Raw genomic sequence first — 16,661 nt, 5'->3', positions numbered from 1 at the left:
GGCGACCTCCAGGGTCAGGACGACCGCTCAAGCATGACACGCCCGCGCCCGGTCACGGCCAGGTCGAGCCCTCGCGCTGCCGCTTGCCGAGGCGGGCGCGCAGGTTGTCGCGGCGCGCCTGCACACCCCACCGGGTCACCCTGAGCAGCTGTTCCTTGAAGATGTTGCCGCTCATCTTGCTGACGCCGTGTTCGCGCTCGGTGAACGTGATGGGCACCTCGGCCATGCGGAAGCCGGCCCGGTAGGAGCGCCAGGCCAGCTCGACCTGGAACGAGTAGCCGGTGGAGGCGACCGTTTCGACGTTGATCTCGTCGAGGACGGGCATGCGGTAGGCGCGGTAGCCGCCGGTGGCGTCCTTGAACGGCATGCCCAGCGCCATCTTGATGTAGATGTTGCCGCCGCGCGAGAGCAGCAGCCGGTGCATCGGCCAGTTGTGCACGCTGCCGCCGGGGATGTAGCGGGTGCCGAGCACCGCGTCGGTGTCGCGCAGCGCGTCGAGCAGCTTGGACAGCTCCTCGGGGGCGTGCGAGCCGTCGGCGTCCATCTCGACGACCGCGTCGTACCCCTTGTTCTTCGCCCAGGCGAAGCCCGCCTTGTACGCGGCGCCGAGGCCCTCCTTGCCGGCCCGGTGCAGCACGAAGATGTGGTCGTCCGCGGCGGACAGCTCGTCGGCGATCGCGCCGGTGCCGTCGGGCGAGTTGTCGTCGGTGACCAGGATGTCCACCGAGGGGACCGCGCGGCGCACCCGCCCGGTGATCAGGCGGATGTTGTCCGCCTCGTTGTAGGTCGGGATCACCACGAGGACCCGTCCCACCCCCGGGTAGCCTTCCGTCTCGCTCACCGTGCCTCCGCATCGTCATTGGTGGTGCGCCGGCGGCGACGCAGGGGCAGCGCGCCGGCCAAGGCCACAACCGCGAGGGCGACCATGGCCATCTCGGGCCAATGGCCCAAGCGAGTCGCCAGCGTAGTCGTTGCGCTCTGGTGCATCGCACGCACCATCACCGCTCCGACGTTGAAGCCGCTCGAACTGTAGACCTGACCCGCCGTGCCCGTGAAAGCGGACACCCCCACCGTGGAGACCATCAGCGACTCGCGGCCGTGCTCGACGCCGCGCAGGCGCACCATGGCGAGCTGCTGACGGGCCTCGGCCTCGTTGAACGTGGCGTTGTTGGTCTGCACGGCGAGCACCTGCGCCCCGCCGCGCACAGTGTCGCGGACGATGCCGTCGTACGCCACCTCGAAGCAGATGACGTCGCCGAGGGTCAGCGATCCGGTGCTGATGATGCCGGTGCGGTCGCCGGAGAGCATGTTCTTGACCAGGTCGACCTTGTCGGAGACGAGCCGGGCGACCGAGCGCAGCGGCATGTACTCGGCGAACGGCACGGGGTGCTGCTTGACGTACTGCTGGGCGAGGTCGGGGCCGGTGCCGGGGTTCCACAGGATGCCGGCGTTCTTGATGTCGGCCGGGTTGTCGGTGCGCAGCACCGTGCCGACCAGGATCGGCGCGCCGATCGCGTCGGCCGCGTCGGAGATCTGCTGGGCGGCGTCGGCGTTGCGCAGCGGGTCGATGTCGCTGGAGTTCTCGGGCCACACGACCAGGTCGGGACGGGGCTGCTTGCCGGCGGCGACGTCGAGGGCGAGCTGTTTGGTGGCCTTGACGTGGTTGTCGAGCACGGCGCGGCGCTGGGCGTTGAAGTCGAGGCCGAGGCGCGGCACGTTGCCCTGCACGAGCGCGATCGTCCGGGTGGGCCCGGAGGCGGTGGCGACCGGCACGAGCATCGGGCCGGCGATCAGCGCGGCCAGCGCGGCCGCGTAGCCCAGGGCGGCCGCGTAGCCCCGCGCGCCGGCCGGGAGCCCGCGGCGCCACACCAGCGCGAACAGGGCACCGCCGGCGGCCGCGACGGCGAAGGTGACCAGCGGGGCGCCGCCCCACGCGGCGAGGCGCAACGCCGGGGCCTCGTCCTGGCTGAACGCGAGCCGGCCCCACGGGAAGCCGCCGAACGGGGCCCGGTCGCGCAGCGCCTCCTGGGCCACCCAGAGCAGGCCCAGCACCGGCGGCCACAGCGCCCGCCACCGGTCGAGCAGCGGCGACAGCCAGGCGGTGGCCGTGCCGAGCAGGCCGAGGAAGCACGCCTCGGCGAGCGACAGCAGCATCCACGGCAGCCAGCCGGCGGCGATGCGGGTCCAGTCGAGCAGCGGCACGAACAGCACCGCCCCGGCGACGAAGCCCAGGCCGAACGCGCCGCCGAGCCGGCGCCGGTGGGTCGCCGCGGCGAGCAGGGCCACGCCGGCGGGGGCGAGCCACCACAGCCCGTACGGCGGGAGGGCGAGCAGCAGGGCCAGGCCGGCCAGCGCGGCGAGCGCGAGCGCGAGCCACCGCCGGACCGGGCGTGGCGGGTCGCCGGGCGCCGTGACCAGCGCCTCGGCGGGGGGCTGCAACGTCATCTCCACCCGCGAGAGGCTACCTGGGCCCGATAACGGCCCGATGCACAGTGCGGACACAGGCCGGGGCGCGGCCCCTGCGAAGAGCCACGCCCCGAGTGCTTCCCGTCTCCTGGGCACGGCCGGTGGAACAGCCGGACGTCGCGGTCACCTTCGGACCGGCCCGCCGCGCGCTGGCTGCCCGCGGTCGCGCCGTTGTCTACTGGCGCCGCTTCATCCCGGTGTCCCACCGCGGTCGCGACCGGTCCGCCGCCGCCCCGCCGACCCCCGCCCCCTGGTCCTGGCTGAACGCGCGACCCCTGCGAGGACTGCTGGCCAGTGGGCGAAGGGACGAAGCGAACAGAGTCGCTGCCGTGCCTGAGGATTCGACGACGGTACGTCGCTCCCCCGCCCACCTGTCAACCGGCGTCCCCGCCCTCGGGCGTGTCGCGTTCCCCGGCGTGTCATGGCCTGTACCCGATCGGGCTACAGGCTGTTCACCAGGGCCGCCGCGACGTGAGGGTGATCATTCGCGAGCAGCCCGGCGGCGGCGAGCACGTATTGATCGTCGATCACCGCGCGGGCGCCGGTGGGCGCCGCCCAGCCGCCGGCGGTGTCGGTCAGCACCGCGTCCAGCACATATGCGCCGCCGCCGTGGCGCAGCACCCCGCCGGAGCCCACCACGAGACGCACGTCGCGCAGGTCCCGGCCGCCGGTGCGCGGCTGACCGGGACCGGACGAGTGGCCGCGCGCGTGCCGCCGCAACGCGATCGTGGCGGCCGCCGCGGCTAACCCACGGTCACCGGCGAGCGGAAGTGCCAATTTCTCGGCGGCCGCCGCCTCGGCCGTGCCGGCGGCACCCACGGCGACCCCCAGATCGCCCTCCACGGTCCGGGAGCGCCAGAGGGTGCCCGCCACATCCCGGCGCGGCCCCGACTCGCTCTCCGCGTCCGGCAGCAGGGCCGAGTACACGTCCGTGGTCGCGCCGCCCACGTCGACGACGAGCACCCCGGCGCCGGTGACGTCCGCGAGGACCTCCACGCCGGCGAGCACGGCGTCGGGCGTGGCCGCCCGCACCAGCGCGGCGAACCGGCGGCCCTTCGACAGCTTCTTGCCGCCGATCACGTGCCGCAGGAACACCTCGCGGATCGCCGCGCGCGCCGGGCCCGGGTCGAGCACGCCGATCGCCGGCAGGACGTTGCCGGCGATCGTCGCCCGGCCGCCGAGCAGCGCGGCCGCTTCGTCGCGCACGTCCGCGTTGCCCGCCACGACCACCGGCACCCTGATCCGGGCGGTGCCGAGCCGCCGGGCGTTGTGCAGCAGCACGTCGCCGTCGCCGCCGTCCGTCCCACCGACGAGCAGGATCACGTCCGGCCGCGCCGCGCGCAGAGCGGACAACCCCGCCGCGTCCAGAAGGCCCGCGGCCACGTGCACGACCTGCGCGCCCGCCGACAGCCCCACCCGGTGCCCGGCCTCGGCGGTGACCAGCGCCTCGTACCCGACGACCGCGAGCCGCAGCCCGCCACCGGCCGACGAGCACACGTACAACTGATCGCCGCCACCCACCGCCGCCACCGCCTGGTCCAGGCCGGTCAGCACGTCACCGGCCGAGGTCGTCGGCACCTCGGCGCGGCGCACCAGCCGGGCGCCGTCCAGGTCGATCAGGGCGGCTTTCGTGTACGTCGAGCCGACGTCGACGCAGACCGCCGCCGTCAATTCTTCGGCGGCACGACGACCGTGCCGGTGGCGGTCACCGCGACGATCGGCGTCGGAAGCACCATCGCCGCGGACCCGCCCGTGCCCCGGCACACCACCCGCGACTCGAACGCGATCCGGCGCGACCGGGTGCCCATCTGCACCACGGTCGCCGTGACCTCCAGGACGTCGCCGGCCTGCACGGGCGCCTTGAACTGCACGTCGTCGTACGAGGCGAACAGCCCCTCGTCACCGTCGAGCCGGATGCACACCTCGGTCGCCACGTCGCCGAACAACCCGAGCGAGTACGCCCCGTCGACCAGGTTGCCCGCGTAGTGCGCGTGCGAGTACGGCACGTACCGCCGATGCGTCACAGTGATCACTTGCTGCCTCCCACGAGCGCGTGTACGAGATACGAGGCGACCTCGCGCGGGGTGGTGCCCCGCCCGAAGATCCGGTCGACGCCGAGCTCGGCCGCCATCAGCTCGTCGAAGCGCGGCCCGCCCACGATCAGCAGCGGCCGCTTGCCGGCCGGCAGCGCCTCGCGGAACGCCGCCGACATGGCCCGCGTGTTCTGCAGGTGCGCGTCGCGCTGGGTGACGACCTGCGACACCAGCACGGCGTCGGCCTTCTCCCGGCGGGCGGTCTCGACCAGATCCGGCACGGACACCTGCGCGCCCATGTTGGTCACCGACAGCTCCCGGTAGTACTCCAGGCCCTTCTCCCCCGCGATCCCCTTGACGTTGAGGATCGCGTCGATGCCGACCGTGTGCGCGTCCGTGCCGATGCAGGCGCCCACCACGTTGAGCCGGCGCCGCAGCCGCCGCTTGATCACCGCGTTGACCTCCTTGGCGCTCAGCAGCGGGAAGTCGCGCTCCACCACCTGCACCTGGCCGGTGTCGACCAGGTGGCTCACCCGCCCGTACACGACGAAGAAGGTGAACCCGTCGCCCATCGGCTTGGCGTGCACCAGCAGCGCCGGGTCCATGCCCATCTTGTTGGCGAGCTGGATCGCGGCGCCCTCGGCGCGCTTGTCGTGCGGCACGGGCAGCGTGAACGACAGCTGCACCATCCCGTCACCGGTCGTGTCCCCGTACGGCCTGACGATGCTCATGATTCCAGCGCCTCCGTCACGGGGTTGTAGTAGTCCTCGGCGTGCTTCGCGACGCCGTCGAGGCCCTTGCCGCGGTCCGCGGGGCGCTTCATGATGCCGAAGGTGCCGTCGGCGATGGCGTTGAGCAGCGTGTCGCCCTCGATCCGCTTGAGCAGGTCGACCGCCTCGGCGAGCACGGCGTGGGCGCGCCGCTGGATGAAGCCGCCCGGCGCCGGGACGAAGTCCTCGTGCAGGTTGCCGGCGCCGGTCAGCACGTACCGCACGTTCTGCAGGGCGATGTCGCGGTCGGACAGCCACGGCGTCACCACCGCCTCGGTCATCATGCCGACCAGCAGGATGCCCTGCCCGGTCAGCGCGCCCACCAGGTTGAAGAACCCGTCGAGCAGGTTGCCGCGGAACACGTCACCGGTCATGTGCTTGGTCGGCGGCATCCACTTCAGCGGCGCGTCCGGGAACAGCTCGCGGGCCAGCAGCGCGTGCGCCAGCTCGAGCCGGAACGACTCCGGCAGCTCCGGGTTGATCTCGAACGCGTGGCCGAGGCCGAGCTGCCAGTCGGCCAGGCCCGCCTCGTGCGCGAAGAACTCGTTGAGCAGCTGCGACACCGTCACCGTGTGCGCCGCCTCGACCGCGTCGGCCGTGGTCAGGTAGTTGTCCTCGCCGGTGTTGATGATGATGCCGGCGCGGGCGTGCACCTGGCGGCTGAACCGCTGGTCGACGAAGGTGCGGATCGGGTTGATGTCGCGGAACAGGATGCCGTACATCGAGTCGTTGAGCATCATGTCGAGCCGTTCCAGGCCGGCCAGCGCGGCGATCTCCGGCATGCACAGCCCGGACGCGTAGTTCGTCAGCCGCACGTAGCGGCCCAGCTCCTTCGACGTCTCGTCCAGCGCGGCGCGCATCAGCCGGAAGTTCTCCTGCGTCGCGTACGTGCCGGCGAAGCCCTCCCGGGTCGCCCCCTCCGGCACGTAGTCGAGCAGCGACTGCCCGGTCGAGCGGATCACCGCGATCACGTCCGCGCCGGCCCGCGCGGCCGCCTGCGCCTGCGGGATGTCCTCCAGGATGTCGCCGGTCGCCACGATCAGGTAGATCCACGGCCGTTGCGCCGGATCCCCGTACCGCTTGATCATCCGCTCCCGCTCGGCGCGGCGCCGGTCGATCGTCCGCAGGCCGTCGCCGGTCGCCTTGCGCGCCATCCTGCGGGCCGCCGTCACGTCCGCCTTCTTCAGCGGTACGCCGAAGCGCACGGCCCCCGCGGCGGCCTTCTGCGCCAGCACCGTCACGTCGTCGACGCCGGTGGCGCGCATCGCGTGGAACACCGGCACGGCCACCCCGTGCTCCAGCCCCACGTCCGCGCGCACCGCGTCGACCAGCCGGTTCACCCAGGGAATACCGTCCTGGTCGGCCCCGCGCACCCCGGCCAGGCGCAGCACCGCCCGCTCCACCGACACCGTCGTGTGCGAGCGCGCGAGGTCGACCACGGGCTGCCCCGCCCGCGCCGCGAGCGCGCGCGCCTCACGCACCACCCGCGGATCCAGATCCAGCTTCCCCGCCATCCACCTATCCCTTTTCGTAGATCGTCTCGCCGTGCAGCACCGTGCGCAGGCACACCGGCGACGCCCCGCCACTGACATCCGGCAGGCCGTCGCGTACGCCGTCCGGGGTCTCCCACACGGCGAAACTGGCCGACGCGCCCGGCGCCAGCACCCCCGCCCCGTCCACCCCGGCCGCGCGCCACCCACCCCGGGTCGACGCCGCGAACGCCGCCCGCACACTCATCCGGTACACCGGGTTGCGCGGCGCCGACGCGGCCCGCACCACCGCCCACGGGTCCAGCGGCGTCACCGGCGAGTCCGAGCCGAACGCCAGCAGCACCCCGGTCGCGTGCATCTGCCCGATCGGGTTCGACGCCATCGCCCGCTCCACGCCCAGGCGCTGCGCGTACATCTGATCCGGCCCGCCCCACAGCGCGTCGAACACCGGCTGCACCGAGGCGATCACCCCGAACTCCACCATCCGCGCGATCATCGCCTTGTCGATCAGCTCGACGTGCTCGACCCGGTGCCGGCCCTCGCGCAGCTCGTCCACGCCGACCCGCTTGGCGGCGAGCGCGAACCCCTCCAGGACCGTCTCGATCGCGGCGTCGCCGATCGCGTGGAAGCCGCCCTGCACCCCCACCCGCACACAGTCGACCAGATGCTCGGCGGCCTGCTCCGCGGTCAGGAACGCCTCCCCGTGCCCGTGGTCACCGTCGGCGAACGGCTCCCGCAGCGACGCGGTGCGCGACCCGAGCGCACCGTCGGCGTACAGATCCCCCGCCGCACCCACCGCGCCCAGCTCGCGGGCCTTCTCGGCGGCGCCCAGCTCCCCCCAGTAGCCGAACACCTGCGGCAGGCCGCGGCCGGACAGCGCCAGCACCGACCGGAAGTCGTCCTCGCTCGACGTGCCCGGCCCGCCGCACTCGTGCACCGCGGCGATGCCCCGCGACGCGGCGAGCTCCAGCGCGGCCCGCTGCGCCCGCGTGCGCTGGGCGGGCGTCAAGGACTCGAGCGCTACCGCCCGTACGGCATGATGGGCCTGCTCCCGCACCCAGCCGGAAGCGTCGAAACCCGGCTCGCCGGCGGCGGCGCCCAGCAGCGACGCCGACACGAGCGCCGAATGCACCGACGCCTGCGACAGATAGACCCGGCGGCCCTCGCCGGCCCGCTCCAGCTCCTCGGCCGTCGGCGGGGTCTGCTCCGCCCAGGTCGACTCGTCCCAGCCGTGCCCGTGCACCACACCGTCCGCCGGGCGGGTCCGGGCGAACGCGGCCACGGCGCCGAGCAGCTCACCGGCCGACCGCACACCCGACAGGTCGAGACCCTCGGCGGCCAGGCCCGTGTCGGTCGCGTGCAGATGCGCGTCGACGAAAGCGGGCGTGACCAGCGCACCCCCGAGATCGACGGTCGCGGCGGCGGACGGGGTGTCGTCGCTCGATCCGAGCCAGGCGATCCTGCCGTCGCGGACCAGCATCGCGGTGGCACGCGGGTCGGCGGGTGAGTAGAAGCGGCCGTGGGTGTAGAGCACCTCAATCATGGGCGTTAGTGTCCCGCGACGCGGGCCTCGAAGAGGGACCGGACCGCCGGGACGCGGCGCAGCAGATCGACGGCGAACGCGGCATGCCCCGGCACGTACCCGTTGCCGATCAGCATCGTCACGTCCGCTGCCAGGCCTTCCGCGCCCAGCGCCGCCGCCGGGAAGCTCGTCGCCATCGAGAAGAAGATCACCGTGCCGCCCTCGGCCGTGGCGAGGATCGCACCGTGCTCGCAGCCGGGGACGTCCACGCAGACCACCGTGATCGTCGCCGGCCCGCCCAGCGCGTCCGTGACCGCGGCCGCCACCTCGACCGGATTGCGGGCATCGGCCACCCGTGCCACGTCCGCGATCTCCGCGATCGCGGCGCGCTCGACTTCGTCGCGGACAATGCCGACAGTCCGGGCGCCGGCGAGCCGGGCCGCGGTGAGGGCGAGGGAGCCGCTCTTGCCGGCGCCGCCGAGCACCGCCACGGAGGGAGCGTCGACCGCTTCGCCCGCGCCCGACCTCGGCGCTTCTGTCCGATATTTCCTGACAAGGCGGTCGGTGAGCGCCGGCGCACCGCACACGTCGTACACCGCCAGGGCCAGCTCCGGAGCGAGATCGTCCGGGAGCACACCGACGATCGAGCGGCCGAAGAGAATCGCGGTCCCCTCCGCCGGCACCTGCTCGCTGAGCCCGTCCCACCCGGCGAGGCCATCGGTGATCGCCAGCGGCGTCAGCGTGAGCGACACCAGCGTCGCCACCCGGTCCCCCGGCTTCACCCCGAGCGGCGACCGCGGGCCCACCTCGTCGACCACACCGATCAGCATGCCGCCCGAGCCGGTCACCGGGTTGTGCATCTTGCCGCGCGACCCGACGATCTCCAGCACCTCGGCGCGCACCGCGGCCCCGTCACCGCCGTGCTTCTCCGACAACTGCCGGAAGCTCGCCGCGTCCAGGTTGAGCCGCTCGACCCGCACCCGCACCTCGTCCGGCCCCACCTCGGGGCTCGCGTCGAGCCGCCACGCCGCCTGCGGCAGCACCCCCTCGGGCTCCACCACCCGATCGAGTCCCACAGACGCCATCACACCCACCCATCGTAAAAATCAAGGAGCCCAGCACGTATCCATACCGTAAATCCTCCGGGCAGACCTTCACTAGACCGAAAATCATCTTGTACGTTGAGGCGGTCCGAACGATCGATCAGGAGGCACCGTTGGACGACAACCAGCCCTACGTGTACGAGCGACGCCCCCTGATCGAACCGGACTGGACCCGGTTCCCCGGCTGGCGCGACGTCACCGACGAGCAGTGGCAGTCCGCCCAATGGCAACGCGTCAACTGCGTCAAGAACATCAAGCAGCTCCGCGCCGTCATGGGCGACCTGCTCGAGGAGCGCTTCTACACCGACCTCGAGACCGACCAGCAGCGCCTCGCCACCATGTCCATGCTGGTCCCGCCCCAGATGCTCAACACCATGGTGCCCACCGGCGAGCTCACCACCGACGCGTTCTACGCCGACCCGATCCGCCGCTACATGATCCCGGTCGCCACCGACCGCCACCTCGACTGGCCGTCACACCCGCACGCCACCCGCGACAGCCTCCACGAGCACGACATGTGGGTCGCCGAGGGCCTCACCCACCGCTACCCCACCAAGGTCCTCGCCGAGCTGCTGTCGACCTGCCCGCAATACTGCGGCCACTGCACCCGCATGGACCTCGTCGGCAACAGCACCCCCACCGTCGACAAGCTGCGCCTCACCCTCAAGCCCGTCGACCGCTACCAGGCCCACCTCGACTACCTCAAGGCCCACCCCGGCGTACGCGACGTCGTGGTCAGCGGCGGCGACGTCGCCAACGTGCCCTGGAAGCAACTCGAGACGTACCTGATGGGCCTGCTCTCCGTGCCGACCGTGCGCGACATCCGCCTCGCCACCAAGGCGCTCATGGGCCTGCCCCAGCACTGGCTGCAGGACGACGTCGTCGAGGGCCTGCACCGCGTCGCCATCACCGCCCAGCGCCGCGGCGTCAACCTGGCCGTGCACACCCACGTCAACCACGTCAACTCGCTGACCCCCCTGGTCGCCCGCGCCGCGCAGACCCTGCTCGAGGTCGGCGTCCGCGACGTCCGCAACCAGGGCGTCCTCATGCGCGGCGTCAACGCCACCACCGCGGACCTGCTCGACCTGTGCTTCGCCCTGCAAGGAGAGGCCGGCATCCTGCCGTACTACTTCTACATGTGCGACATGATCCCCAACGCCGAGCACTGGCGCGTCCCCGTCTGGCACGCCCAGCAGCTGCAGCACGACATGATGGGCTACCTCCCCGGCTACGCCACGCCCCGCATCGTCTGCGACGTACCCTTCGTCGGCAAGCGCTGGGTCCACATGGTCGCCGAGTACGACCGCGAACACGGCATCTCCTACTGGACCAAGAACTACCGCACCTCCATCGAACAGGACGACGCCGAGGCCCTGTCGAAGCTCTACGCCTACTACGACCCGATCGACACCCTCCCCGAGTCCGGCCAGGACTGGTGGCGCAAACAGCAGGCGAACGAAACGGCCTGAGACGACAACGGCCCCCGGGACAGCTGTCCCGGGGGCCGTTGTTCTCCGGATCTCACACCCACTTGTCCCGTCGGCCGTGAGCCGTCTATCGCCGATCGCGCGGCACGCGACCTAGCTGAACGCGTCGCGAACGTCCTTGCCGGCATCCTTCACGTGCTCGCCGGCCTTCTTGGCGTGCGCCGCCGTCTCCTGGGCCTGCCCCTCGGCGACCAGCCGCTCGTTGTCGGTGGCCCGCCCCACGGCCTGCTTGGCCTTGCCGGTCAGCTCCTCGGTCTCATTCTTGACCTTGTCGGTGAAGCTCATCGAAACCTCCGTGGTTGTGCCCGTCACCCCGAACGTGCCCGACCCCGCCGTTTCCAAAACCCGCCTCGGCCCCACAGACCCCTGCCCGGCGACGGCGGCAACAGCCACGTCGGCTCCACCGACACCCGCATAGCCACGTCCGCTCCGGCCGCGTCCGCTGTACCGAGGGCCGCAACAGCCACGTCCGCTCCGGCGACGGCGTCCCGGGCCCACGCCCCCAACCGAAGCCGCCCCACGGCGTCCCGAGCCCACAGCCATTAAGCCGGCCACCAACCGAAGCCGGCCCACGGCGTCGAGGGCGCTGACGTCCGCCAACCTGCCGCATTCCTACAGGGCTTGTCCTTCGAGTAATTCGGCGAAGCGCCTTTTTGCTTTTGTCATGCGCATGACGAGCAGAGTCAGGCGGCGCACGTCGCGTACGGCATCCTAGGATACTGAGATAGATACGATCTCCTGGTGACTGATCGCGCCGCTCATGCCAACTCGTTCGGGCCTGCCGCTGAGATCTACGAGCGGGGGCGGCCGTCCTATCCGGACGCGGCGCTGGACTGGCTGCTGCCGGCGGGGCAGCCTCGGGTGGTCGACCTGGGCGCGGGCACCGGCAAGCTGACCCGGCAGGTGCGTGACCGCGGGCTGTCCGTGACGGCGGTCGACCCGTCGGAGGGCATGCTCACCCAGCTGCGGCAATCGGTGCCGGAGGTGCCGGCCCTGGTGGGCAGCGCGGAACAGATTCCGCTGCCCGACGGGTCGGCCGACGCGGTGCTGGTGGCGCAGGCCTGGCACTGGGTGGACCCGGCTCGGGCCGTACCGGAAGTCGCCCGGGTCCTCTCCCCCGGCGGACGCCTCGGCCTGATCTGGAACCTGCGCGACGAACGCGCCGACTGGGTGCGCCGCCTCGGCGAGATCATCGGCAGCACCGAGCAGGAACGCGAAGCGACGATCGGCGAGCCTTTCGGCCCGGTCGAGATCGCCCACTTCGGATGGACGCAGATCCTCGGCCCGGAACGCCTGATCGACATGGTCGCCTCGCGCAGCTATGTGATCCTCATGCCCGCCGCCGAGCGCGCCGCCCTGCTCAGCGAGGTCCGCAAGCTCATCGCCACCCACCCCGACCTGGTGGGGCGCACCGAGTTCGAGCTGCCCTACATCACCGAGTGCGCCCGCGCCTCCCTGCCGGGCGCATCAGCGGCATCGTGATGCGCCGGAGGTGGTGAGACTGCGGCATTCCGTTCGCGGCATCCTGATGTCGCCGGACCAGCATGTGCTGCTCTGCCGGCACCGTCTGGACGGCACGGGTGGGGTGAAGCACGACGGTCGTCGCCGCGCCGGTCAGCGGAGGGGCTTCGGTGCCGCTGTGCGCATCGCGCCATGGGGTGAGGTGAGGTTGTGAGGCTGCGGCATTCCGTTCGCGGCATCCTGATGTCGCCGGACCAGCATGTGCTGCTCTGCCGGCACCGTCTGGACGGCACGGGTGGGGTGTGGACCGCGCCCGGCGGTGGCGTCGAGGACGGCGAGACGCTGGTGGACACGCTGCGCCGGGAGCTTCTCGAAGAGGCCGGCTTCGTGCTGGCCGGGCGGCCGCCGCACGTGTGGCATCGGACCAGCGGGCGGGCTGTGCCGGGATACGACGGGACGGTCCACGACTACTTCCTCGTGCGGACGCAACGGTTCGAGCCGCGCGCCACGGTGGACGTGGGCGCCGAGGGCATCGACGCCTTTCGCTGGTGGTCGCCGGCCGAGATGGCCGGCTATCGCGGGCCGGATCTGTTCGGGCCCCGGGACCTGGCCGGGCGGCTCGCCGCGCTGATCGCCGGCGGCGTGCCGGCCCGGCCCATCGAGTTCTAGCTTTGTTGTCCGGCCGCGTTGCCGACGCGGGTGACGGGTGGCCGGCCGGCGAGGCAGGATGTCCCGCTGTGATGTTTCCCGTTCGACCCGAAGGACTGAGCCGTGCCCGACCGGCCTGAGATCGTCTGCCTCTGTGGCTCCATCCGGTTCGCCGACGAGATGAGCGCGGCGACCCGTGATCTGACCTTCGCCGGCGTCATCGTCGTCGCGCCCGGCGTCTTCCCTCGCGCCGCGGCCCACGAAGCCGGCGAGCCGATCACCGACGAGCAGCCGATCACCGATGAGCAGAAGGCCGCGCTGGCGGCCCTCCACCTCCGCAAGATCGACTTGGCTGACCGGGTGCTGGTCGTCAACCCGGGCGGGTACATCGGCGAGTCCACGAGCAGGGAGATCGCCTACGCCCGGGCCGCCGGCAAGCCGATCTCGTTCACCGATCCCGCCTGACCAGCGGACGCTCCTTCGGGCTCACGGCAGACGCGGGCAGCTGGTGCCGCGTGGGGGGACCGTCAGGTCGATGAGGTACGCGTCCGCGACGTCGCGCATGCAGGTGCTCCGCGTGGAGGAGGCGTGGCCCGTGCCCTCGTAGGTGACCAGGACGCCGCGCGGGCCGAGCCGGCGTTCGACGGAGCGGGCCCAGTTGACGCCCGTTGCCGGGTCGTGGCGGGAGTTGAGCAGGAGCAGGGGCGTCTTCGTGCGTACCGAGAGATCGTGTTGGGGATTGGCGACGTGCGGCCAGCCCAGGCACGTCGTCAGGGCGAACACCTGCGCCGGGAAGTGGGTGTCGGGCGCCGCCCGGGACGCGACGCGCAGCAGGCGCTGGTAGTCGGCGTACGAGTGGACGGGCAGCGACCAGTCGGCGCAGAACGCCGGGATGACAACGCTGAGCTTGCCCACGGACTGGCCGGGGGCGCCGCCGTCCATCGCACGCAGCAGGTCCGCGAGCCGGGCGTACTCGCCGTCCTTGATCAGTTTGTGGGTGATGGCCACCAGGTCGAAGCGGGTGATGCCGGCGCGCCCGGGATCGGCGTACAGCCGCTGCCACACCTGTCTCGTGCCGGGCTGCTCGCGGGCGAAGTCGTCGAACGCGTCCTCCAGCGCCCACGCCTGTGCGCTCAGGAACGACGCCGTCGAGCGGCTGCTGTGGTCGGTGACGCTCTCCAGGACCATCGCGCGCACCCGGCCCGGATAGCGCGACGCGTACTCCTGGCCGAGCAGGGTGCCGTACGAGCTGCCGTGGAAGCTGATCTGCCGTTCCCCGAGCGCCCTGCGCAGCGCGTCGACGTCGCGCACGGTGCTCAGCGTGTCGGCGTGGTCCCACACCGGGCCGGTTCTGGCCGCGCAGTCCTTCCAGAGCGCCTGATTGTGTTCGACAGTTGCCTGATAGTCCCCGGCGGACTCGAGCACGGGGGCGGGACCCGACTTCAGCAGTACGGGGTCACAGGTCATCGGCGCGCTGCCGCCGACGCCGCGCGGGTCGAAGCTGACGATGTCGAAGCGGTCGCGCAGCCGCTCGCTGAACCGGGTGATCCGCTGGGTGACCTGGGAGACGCCCGAGTCACCCGGCCCGCCGGGGCCGAAGACCAGCGTGCCGACGCGCTTCGCCGGATCCGGCGCACGGTGCCGGGCCACGGCGAGCTCGAACGTTTGCCCGTGCGGCCGCTGCCAGTCGACCGGCACCGTGAGGCTCGCGCATTCGATGAGCTCCGCCGAGGCGACGGAGCCCGCCGGCGCAGTGTGGCTCGCCGTGCCGGATGGACTCGCTGGGACGGCGCGGCTCGCCGAGGGGCATGGGTGCCACCGCAGGGTGGGAGTGCCGGTGGCCGCCGGGATCGGGCCGGCGGCCACCATGGCGAGGACGAGAAGGGATTTCATGGGTCGATGCTTCTCGATCCGGCGTGCTGAGAAGAATCAGGATTGACCCCTAATCTCGGCCTTTCTGCCGGGCAGGACGAGCAACACCGCCGGCAGCAGGATGAGGGCCAGCGCCACCACGTTGCCGATTTTGTGGAACGTGGTGAACACGTCCAGGTGCAGCAGGTGCCACAGGAAGTGCACGGCCGAGAAGAGCAGCCACGCCCAGCCGGTGATCCGCAGTTTCTCCGCGGTCGGGGTGCGCCACGCCCACACGGTGAAGACGAGCAGGGCCAGCATCGTGGCGCCGAAATCGCGCACCAGATGCTCGTTGTAGGGGCCGAGCAGCGACACCCATTGCCAGCCGCCGATGGGGAAGTCGGTGTAGAACGACAGCGGGAAACCGCCCGCCCACACGCCGAGAACCGCTGCCAGGAAGGCGAGCACCGCCGCCGCGAACCGTTTGCTTCGAAGAGTCACGCCCTACGGACCAGACGCGGGCGTGCTTCGTGACAACCGAACCTTCAGTCGGCCGGTTCGGTGACGGCGGGCGCTATGCGGGGCGGGCGGTTCTCGTACGGCGTGGAAAGCACGACGGTCGTCCGGGTGGTGACGTTCGCGGCGGTCCGGATCTCCTGGAGGAGGCGTTCCAGATCGGCGGGGCTGCCCACCCGTACCAGAAGCATGTAGAAGTCCTCGCCCGCCACCGAGTAGCACGAGTCGATCTCGGGGAGGTGGGCCAGCCGTTCCGGGGCGTCATCGGGCTGGGACGGATCGAAGGGCCGGATCGCCACGAACGCGGTCAGGGGCAACTGGAGGGCCTCGTACGAGACCTTGGCCGTGTAGCCGGAGATCACGCCGCGCTGTTCGAGGCGCCGCACCCGCTGGTGCACCGCCGACACGCTGAGCCCCACCCGCTCGGCGAGGTCGGTGTACGACAGGCGGCCGTCAGCGGTGAGGGCGCTCACGATCGCCCGGTCGATCTCTTCCACGGCCGCAACCCTACCGAACGGACCGGCCCGGCAGATTCGCGAGCGCCGCGGACCGGCGGCGCACCAATGCGTCGTACGTGCCGTCGCGTTCCGCCCACCGGTGCATGAGCACGCCCTCGACCAAAATCTCGCGCGGCGTGGGGTTCTCGGCGAGCTGGGCCATGACCTCGTCGAGGAAGTCGCCGAGGTCCAGCGCGCTCGGGTTCATCGCTTTCGCCTCGGCAACGGTGGCGACGGCCGGCGGAACGAGCTCGGCGACCTCGACGCCGGTGCCCGCCAACTGCGCCCGCAGCGCCTCGGAATAGGCGTGCACGCCGGCCTTCGACGCGGCGTAGGACGGCATGAGCGGGAACGGGAGAAAAGCAATTCCCGAGGTCACGGTGACGAAGGTGCCGGCGCCGCGCTCGCGCAGGTGCGGGGTGAAGGCGTCGACGACCCGGATGGTGCCGAGCAGATTGGTCTCGACGGTCGTGCGGGCGGTGTCGAAATGGGCGGGGTCCCACAGGTCCTCGGTCGCCATCAGGCCCGCGGAGATGACGACGGCCGACAGTTCCGGGTGGCTCGCCAGCACGCGGTCACGGGCCCGCAGAACGGACGCGGAATCGGTCACGTCGATGACGACGTCGGCATTCCGGCGGGCGCCGGTGACGACGGTGCTGCCGGCCGCGGCGAAACGCCGGGCGAGCCCGGCGCCGATTCCCGTGCTGCCGCCGACGACGAAAACGGTGCTCTTCGTGATGTCCATGCGCTCAATGTCGCCCGGCCGCACCGGGACAGGAATCACCTTGCCTGTCGGGGGACTGCGGGGGCCACCCTC

The 16,661-nt window shown here is 71.9% G+C and carries 17 protein-coding genes; 4 read left to right on the top strand and 13 right to left on the bottom strand.

What is annotated here, in order from left to right:
• Positions 1-52: 52 nt before the first annotated feature.
• The 8 genes from Ade02nite_RS27120 to kdd form a co-directional block, all read right to left on the bottom strand.
• Complete coding sequence (locus Ade02nite_RS27120; protein ID WP_203769800.1) at positions 53-841, bottom strand: polyprenol monophosphomannose synthase; 789 nt, start codon at positions 839-841, stop codon at positions 53-55.
• Positions 838-2,445, bottom strand: a complete 1,608-nt coding sequence (gene lnt, locus Ade02nite_RS27115) for an apolipoprotein N-acyltransferase (protein ID WP_203769988.1) — start codon at positions 2,443-2,445, stop codon at positions 838-840. Before lnt ends, Ade02nite_RS27120 begins: the two co-directional genes overlap by 4 nt.
• A 462-nt stretch (positions 2,446-2,907) precedes the next feature.
• Complete coding sequence (locus Ade02nite_RS27110) at positions 2,908-4,137, bottom strand: glutamate mutase L (RefSeq protein ID WP_203769798.1); 1,230 nt, start codon at positions 4,135-4,137, stop codon at positions 2,908-2,910.
• Entirely contained in the window at positions 4,134-4,499 is a 366-nt protein-coding gene (kal, locus tag Ade02nite_RS27105; protein WP_203769796.1) for a 3-aminobutyryl-CoA ammonia lyase, read from the bottom strand. The genes Ade02nite_RS27110 and kal overlap by 4 nt, the downstream gene beginning before the upstream one ends.
• Positions 4,496-5,230: a lysine 5,6-aminomutase subunit beta gene (gene kamE, locus Ade02nite_RS27100; protein ID WP_203769794.1), complete on the bottom strand. Its 735-nt coding sequence runs from the start codon at positions 5,228-5,230 to the stop codon at positions 4,496-4,498. The genes kal and kamE overlap by 4 nt, the downstream gene beginning before the upstream one ends.
• Positions 5,227-6,783, bottom strand: coding sequence for a lysine 5,6-aminomutase subunit alpha (kamD, locus tag Ade02nite_RS27095; protein WP_203769785.1), 1,557 nt, complete (start codon positions 6,781-6,783; stop codon positions 5,227-5,229). Before kamD ends, kamE begins: the two co-directional genes overlap by 4 nt.
• 4 nt (positions 6,784-6,787) lie before the next feature.
• Positions 6,788-8,302, bottom strand: a complete 1,515-nt coding sequence (locus tag Ade02nite_RS27090; protein WP_203769783.1) for an amidohydrolase — start codon at positions 8,300-8,302, stop codon at positions 6,788-6,790.
• Between the two features lie 5 nt (positions 8,303-8,307).
• Complete coding sequence (gene kdd / locus Ade02nite_RS27085) at positions 8,308-9,366, bottom strand: L-erythro-3,5-diaminohexanoate dehydrogenase (RefSeq protein ID WP_203769781.1); 1,059 nt, start codon at positions 9,364-9,366, stop codon at positions 8,308-8,310.
• Positions 9,367-9,449: 83 nt separating this feature from the next.
• Here kdd and Ade02nite_RS27080 point away from each other — a divergent pair, with 83 nt between their 5' ends.
• Positions 9,450-10,853: a KamA family radical SAM protein gene (locus tag Ade02nite_RS27080; RefSeq protein WP_379037631.1), complete on the top strand. Its 1,404-nt coding sequence runs from the start codon at positions 9,450-9,452 to the stop codon at positions 10,851-10,853.
• 111 nt (positions 10,854-10,964) lie between these two features.
• Here Ade02nite_RS27080 and Ade02nite_RS27075 read toward each other — a convergent pair whose 3' ends face one another.
• The gene (locus tag Ade02nite_RS27075) at positions 10,965-11,156 is read right to left on the bottom strand and encodes a CsbD family protein (RefSeq protein ID WP_203769777.1); all 192 of its coding nucleotides are present in this window, start codon (positions 11,154-11,156) and stop codon (positions 10,965-10,967) included.
• Positions 11,157-11,612: 456 nt separating this feature from the next.
• On the opposite strand from Ade02nite_RS27075, the gene Ade02nite_RS27070 reads away from it, so the two are divergent.
• From Ade02nite_RS27070 to Ade02nite_RS27060, 3 genes are all read left to right on the top strand, one after another.
• Positions 11,613-12,353, top strand: coding sequence for a class I SAM-dependent methyltransferase (locus Ade02nite_RS27070; protein ID WP_203769775.1), 741 nt, complete (start codon positions 11,613-11,615; stop codon positions 12,351-12,353).
• Between the two features lie 189 nt (positions 12,354-12,542).
• Positions 12,543-13,001 carry an NUDIX domain-containing protein gene (locus Ade02nite_RS27065; protein WP_239169076.1) on the top strand — a complete coding sequence of 153 codons (459 nt, stop codon included), beginning with the start codon at positions 12,543-12,545 and terminating at the stop codon, positions 12,999-13,001.
• A gap of 102 nt (positions 13,002-13,103) precedes the next feature.
• Positions 13,104-13,445 (top strand): hypothetical protein, encoded by a 342-nt coding sequence (locus Ade02nite_RS27060; RefSeq protein ID WP_203769773.1) that lies wholly within the window; start codon positions 13,104-13,106, stop codon positions 13,443-13,445.
• A gap of 21 nt (positions 13,446-13,466) precedes the next feature.
• On the opposite strand, the gene Ade02nite_RS27055 is transcribed toward Ade02nite_RS27060, so the two are convergent.
• Genes Ade02nite_RS27055 through Ade02nite_RS27040 form a run of 4 tightly spaced genes read right to left on the bottom strand, consistent with a single transcriptional unit; the run spans position 13,467 to position 16,589 of the window.
• Entirely contained in the window at positions 13,467-14,873 is a 1,407-nt protein-coding gene (locus Ade02nite_RS27055; protein WP_203769771.1) for an alpha/beta fold hydrolase, read from the bottom strand.
• Between the two features lie 36 nt (positions 14,874-14,909).
• Positions 14,910-15,332 carry a hypothetical protein gene (locus Ade02nite_RS27050; RefSeq protein ID WP_203769764.1) on the bottom strand — a complete coding sequence of 141 codons (423 nt, stop codon included), beginning with the start codon at positions 15,330-15,332 and terminating at the stop codon, positions 14,910-14,912.
• Between the two features lie 44 nt (positions 15,333-15,376).
• On the bottom strand, positions 15,377-15,844 hold the full coding sequence (locus Ade02nite_RS27045) for an Lrp/AsnC family transcriptional regulator (protein ID WP_203769762.1): 468 nt from the start codon (positions 15,842-15,844) through the stop codon (positions 15,377-15,379).
• A gap of 10 nt (positions 15,845-15,854) precedes the next feature.
• On the bottom strand, positions 15,855-16,589 hold the full coding sequence (locus Ade02nite_RS27040; protein ID WP_203769760.1) for an SDR family oxidoreductase: 735 nt from the start codon (positions 16,587-16,589) through the stop codon (positions 15,855-15,857).
• Between the last annotated feature and the right edge of the window lie 72 nt (positions 16,590-16,661).

This window comes from Paractinoplanes deccanensis, from assembly GCF_016862115.1.
Classification (GTDB): Bacteria; Actinomycetota; Actinomycetes; order Mycobacteriales; family Micromonosporaceae; genus Actinoplanes; species Actinoplanes deccanensis.
This window is presented reverse-complemented; position numbering and strand designations above follow the sequence as displayed.

Bases quoted from the DNA above. Each gene is read 5' to 3' on its own strand.
- lnt (WP_203769988.1), bottom strand. From the start codon at position 2,445: ATGACGTTGCAGCCCCCCGCCGAGGCGCTGGTCACGGCGCCCGGCGAC.
- kamE (WP_203769794.1), bottom strand. From the start codon at position 5,230: ATGAGCATCGTCAGGCCGTACGGGGACACGACCGGTGACGGGATGGTG.
- kamD (WP_203769785.1), bottom strand. From the start codon at position 6,783: ATGGCGGGGAAGCTGGATCTGGATCCGCGGGTGGTGCGTGAGGCGCGC.
- Ade02nite_RS27090 (WP_203769783.1), bottom strand. From the start codon at position 8,302: ATGATTGAGGTGCTCTACACCCACGGCCGCTTCTACTCACCCGCCGAC.
- kdd (WP_203769781.1), bottom strand. From the start codon at position 9,366: ATGGCGTCTGTGGGACTCGATCGGGTGGTGGAGCCCGAGGGGGTGCTG.
- Ade02nite_RS27075 (WP_203769777.1), bottom strand. From the start codon at position 11,156: ATGAGCTTCACCGACAAGGTCAAGAATGAGACCGAGGAGCTGACCGGC.
- Ade02nite_RS27055 (WP_203769771.1), bottom strand. From the start codon at position 14,873: ATGAAATCCCTTCTCGTCCTCGCCATGGTGGCCGCCGGCCCGATCCCG.
- Ade02nite_RS27040 (WP_203769760.1), bottom strand. From the start codon at position 16,589: ATGGACATCACGAAGAGCACCGTTTTCGTCGTCGGCGGCAGCACGGGA.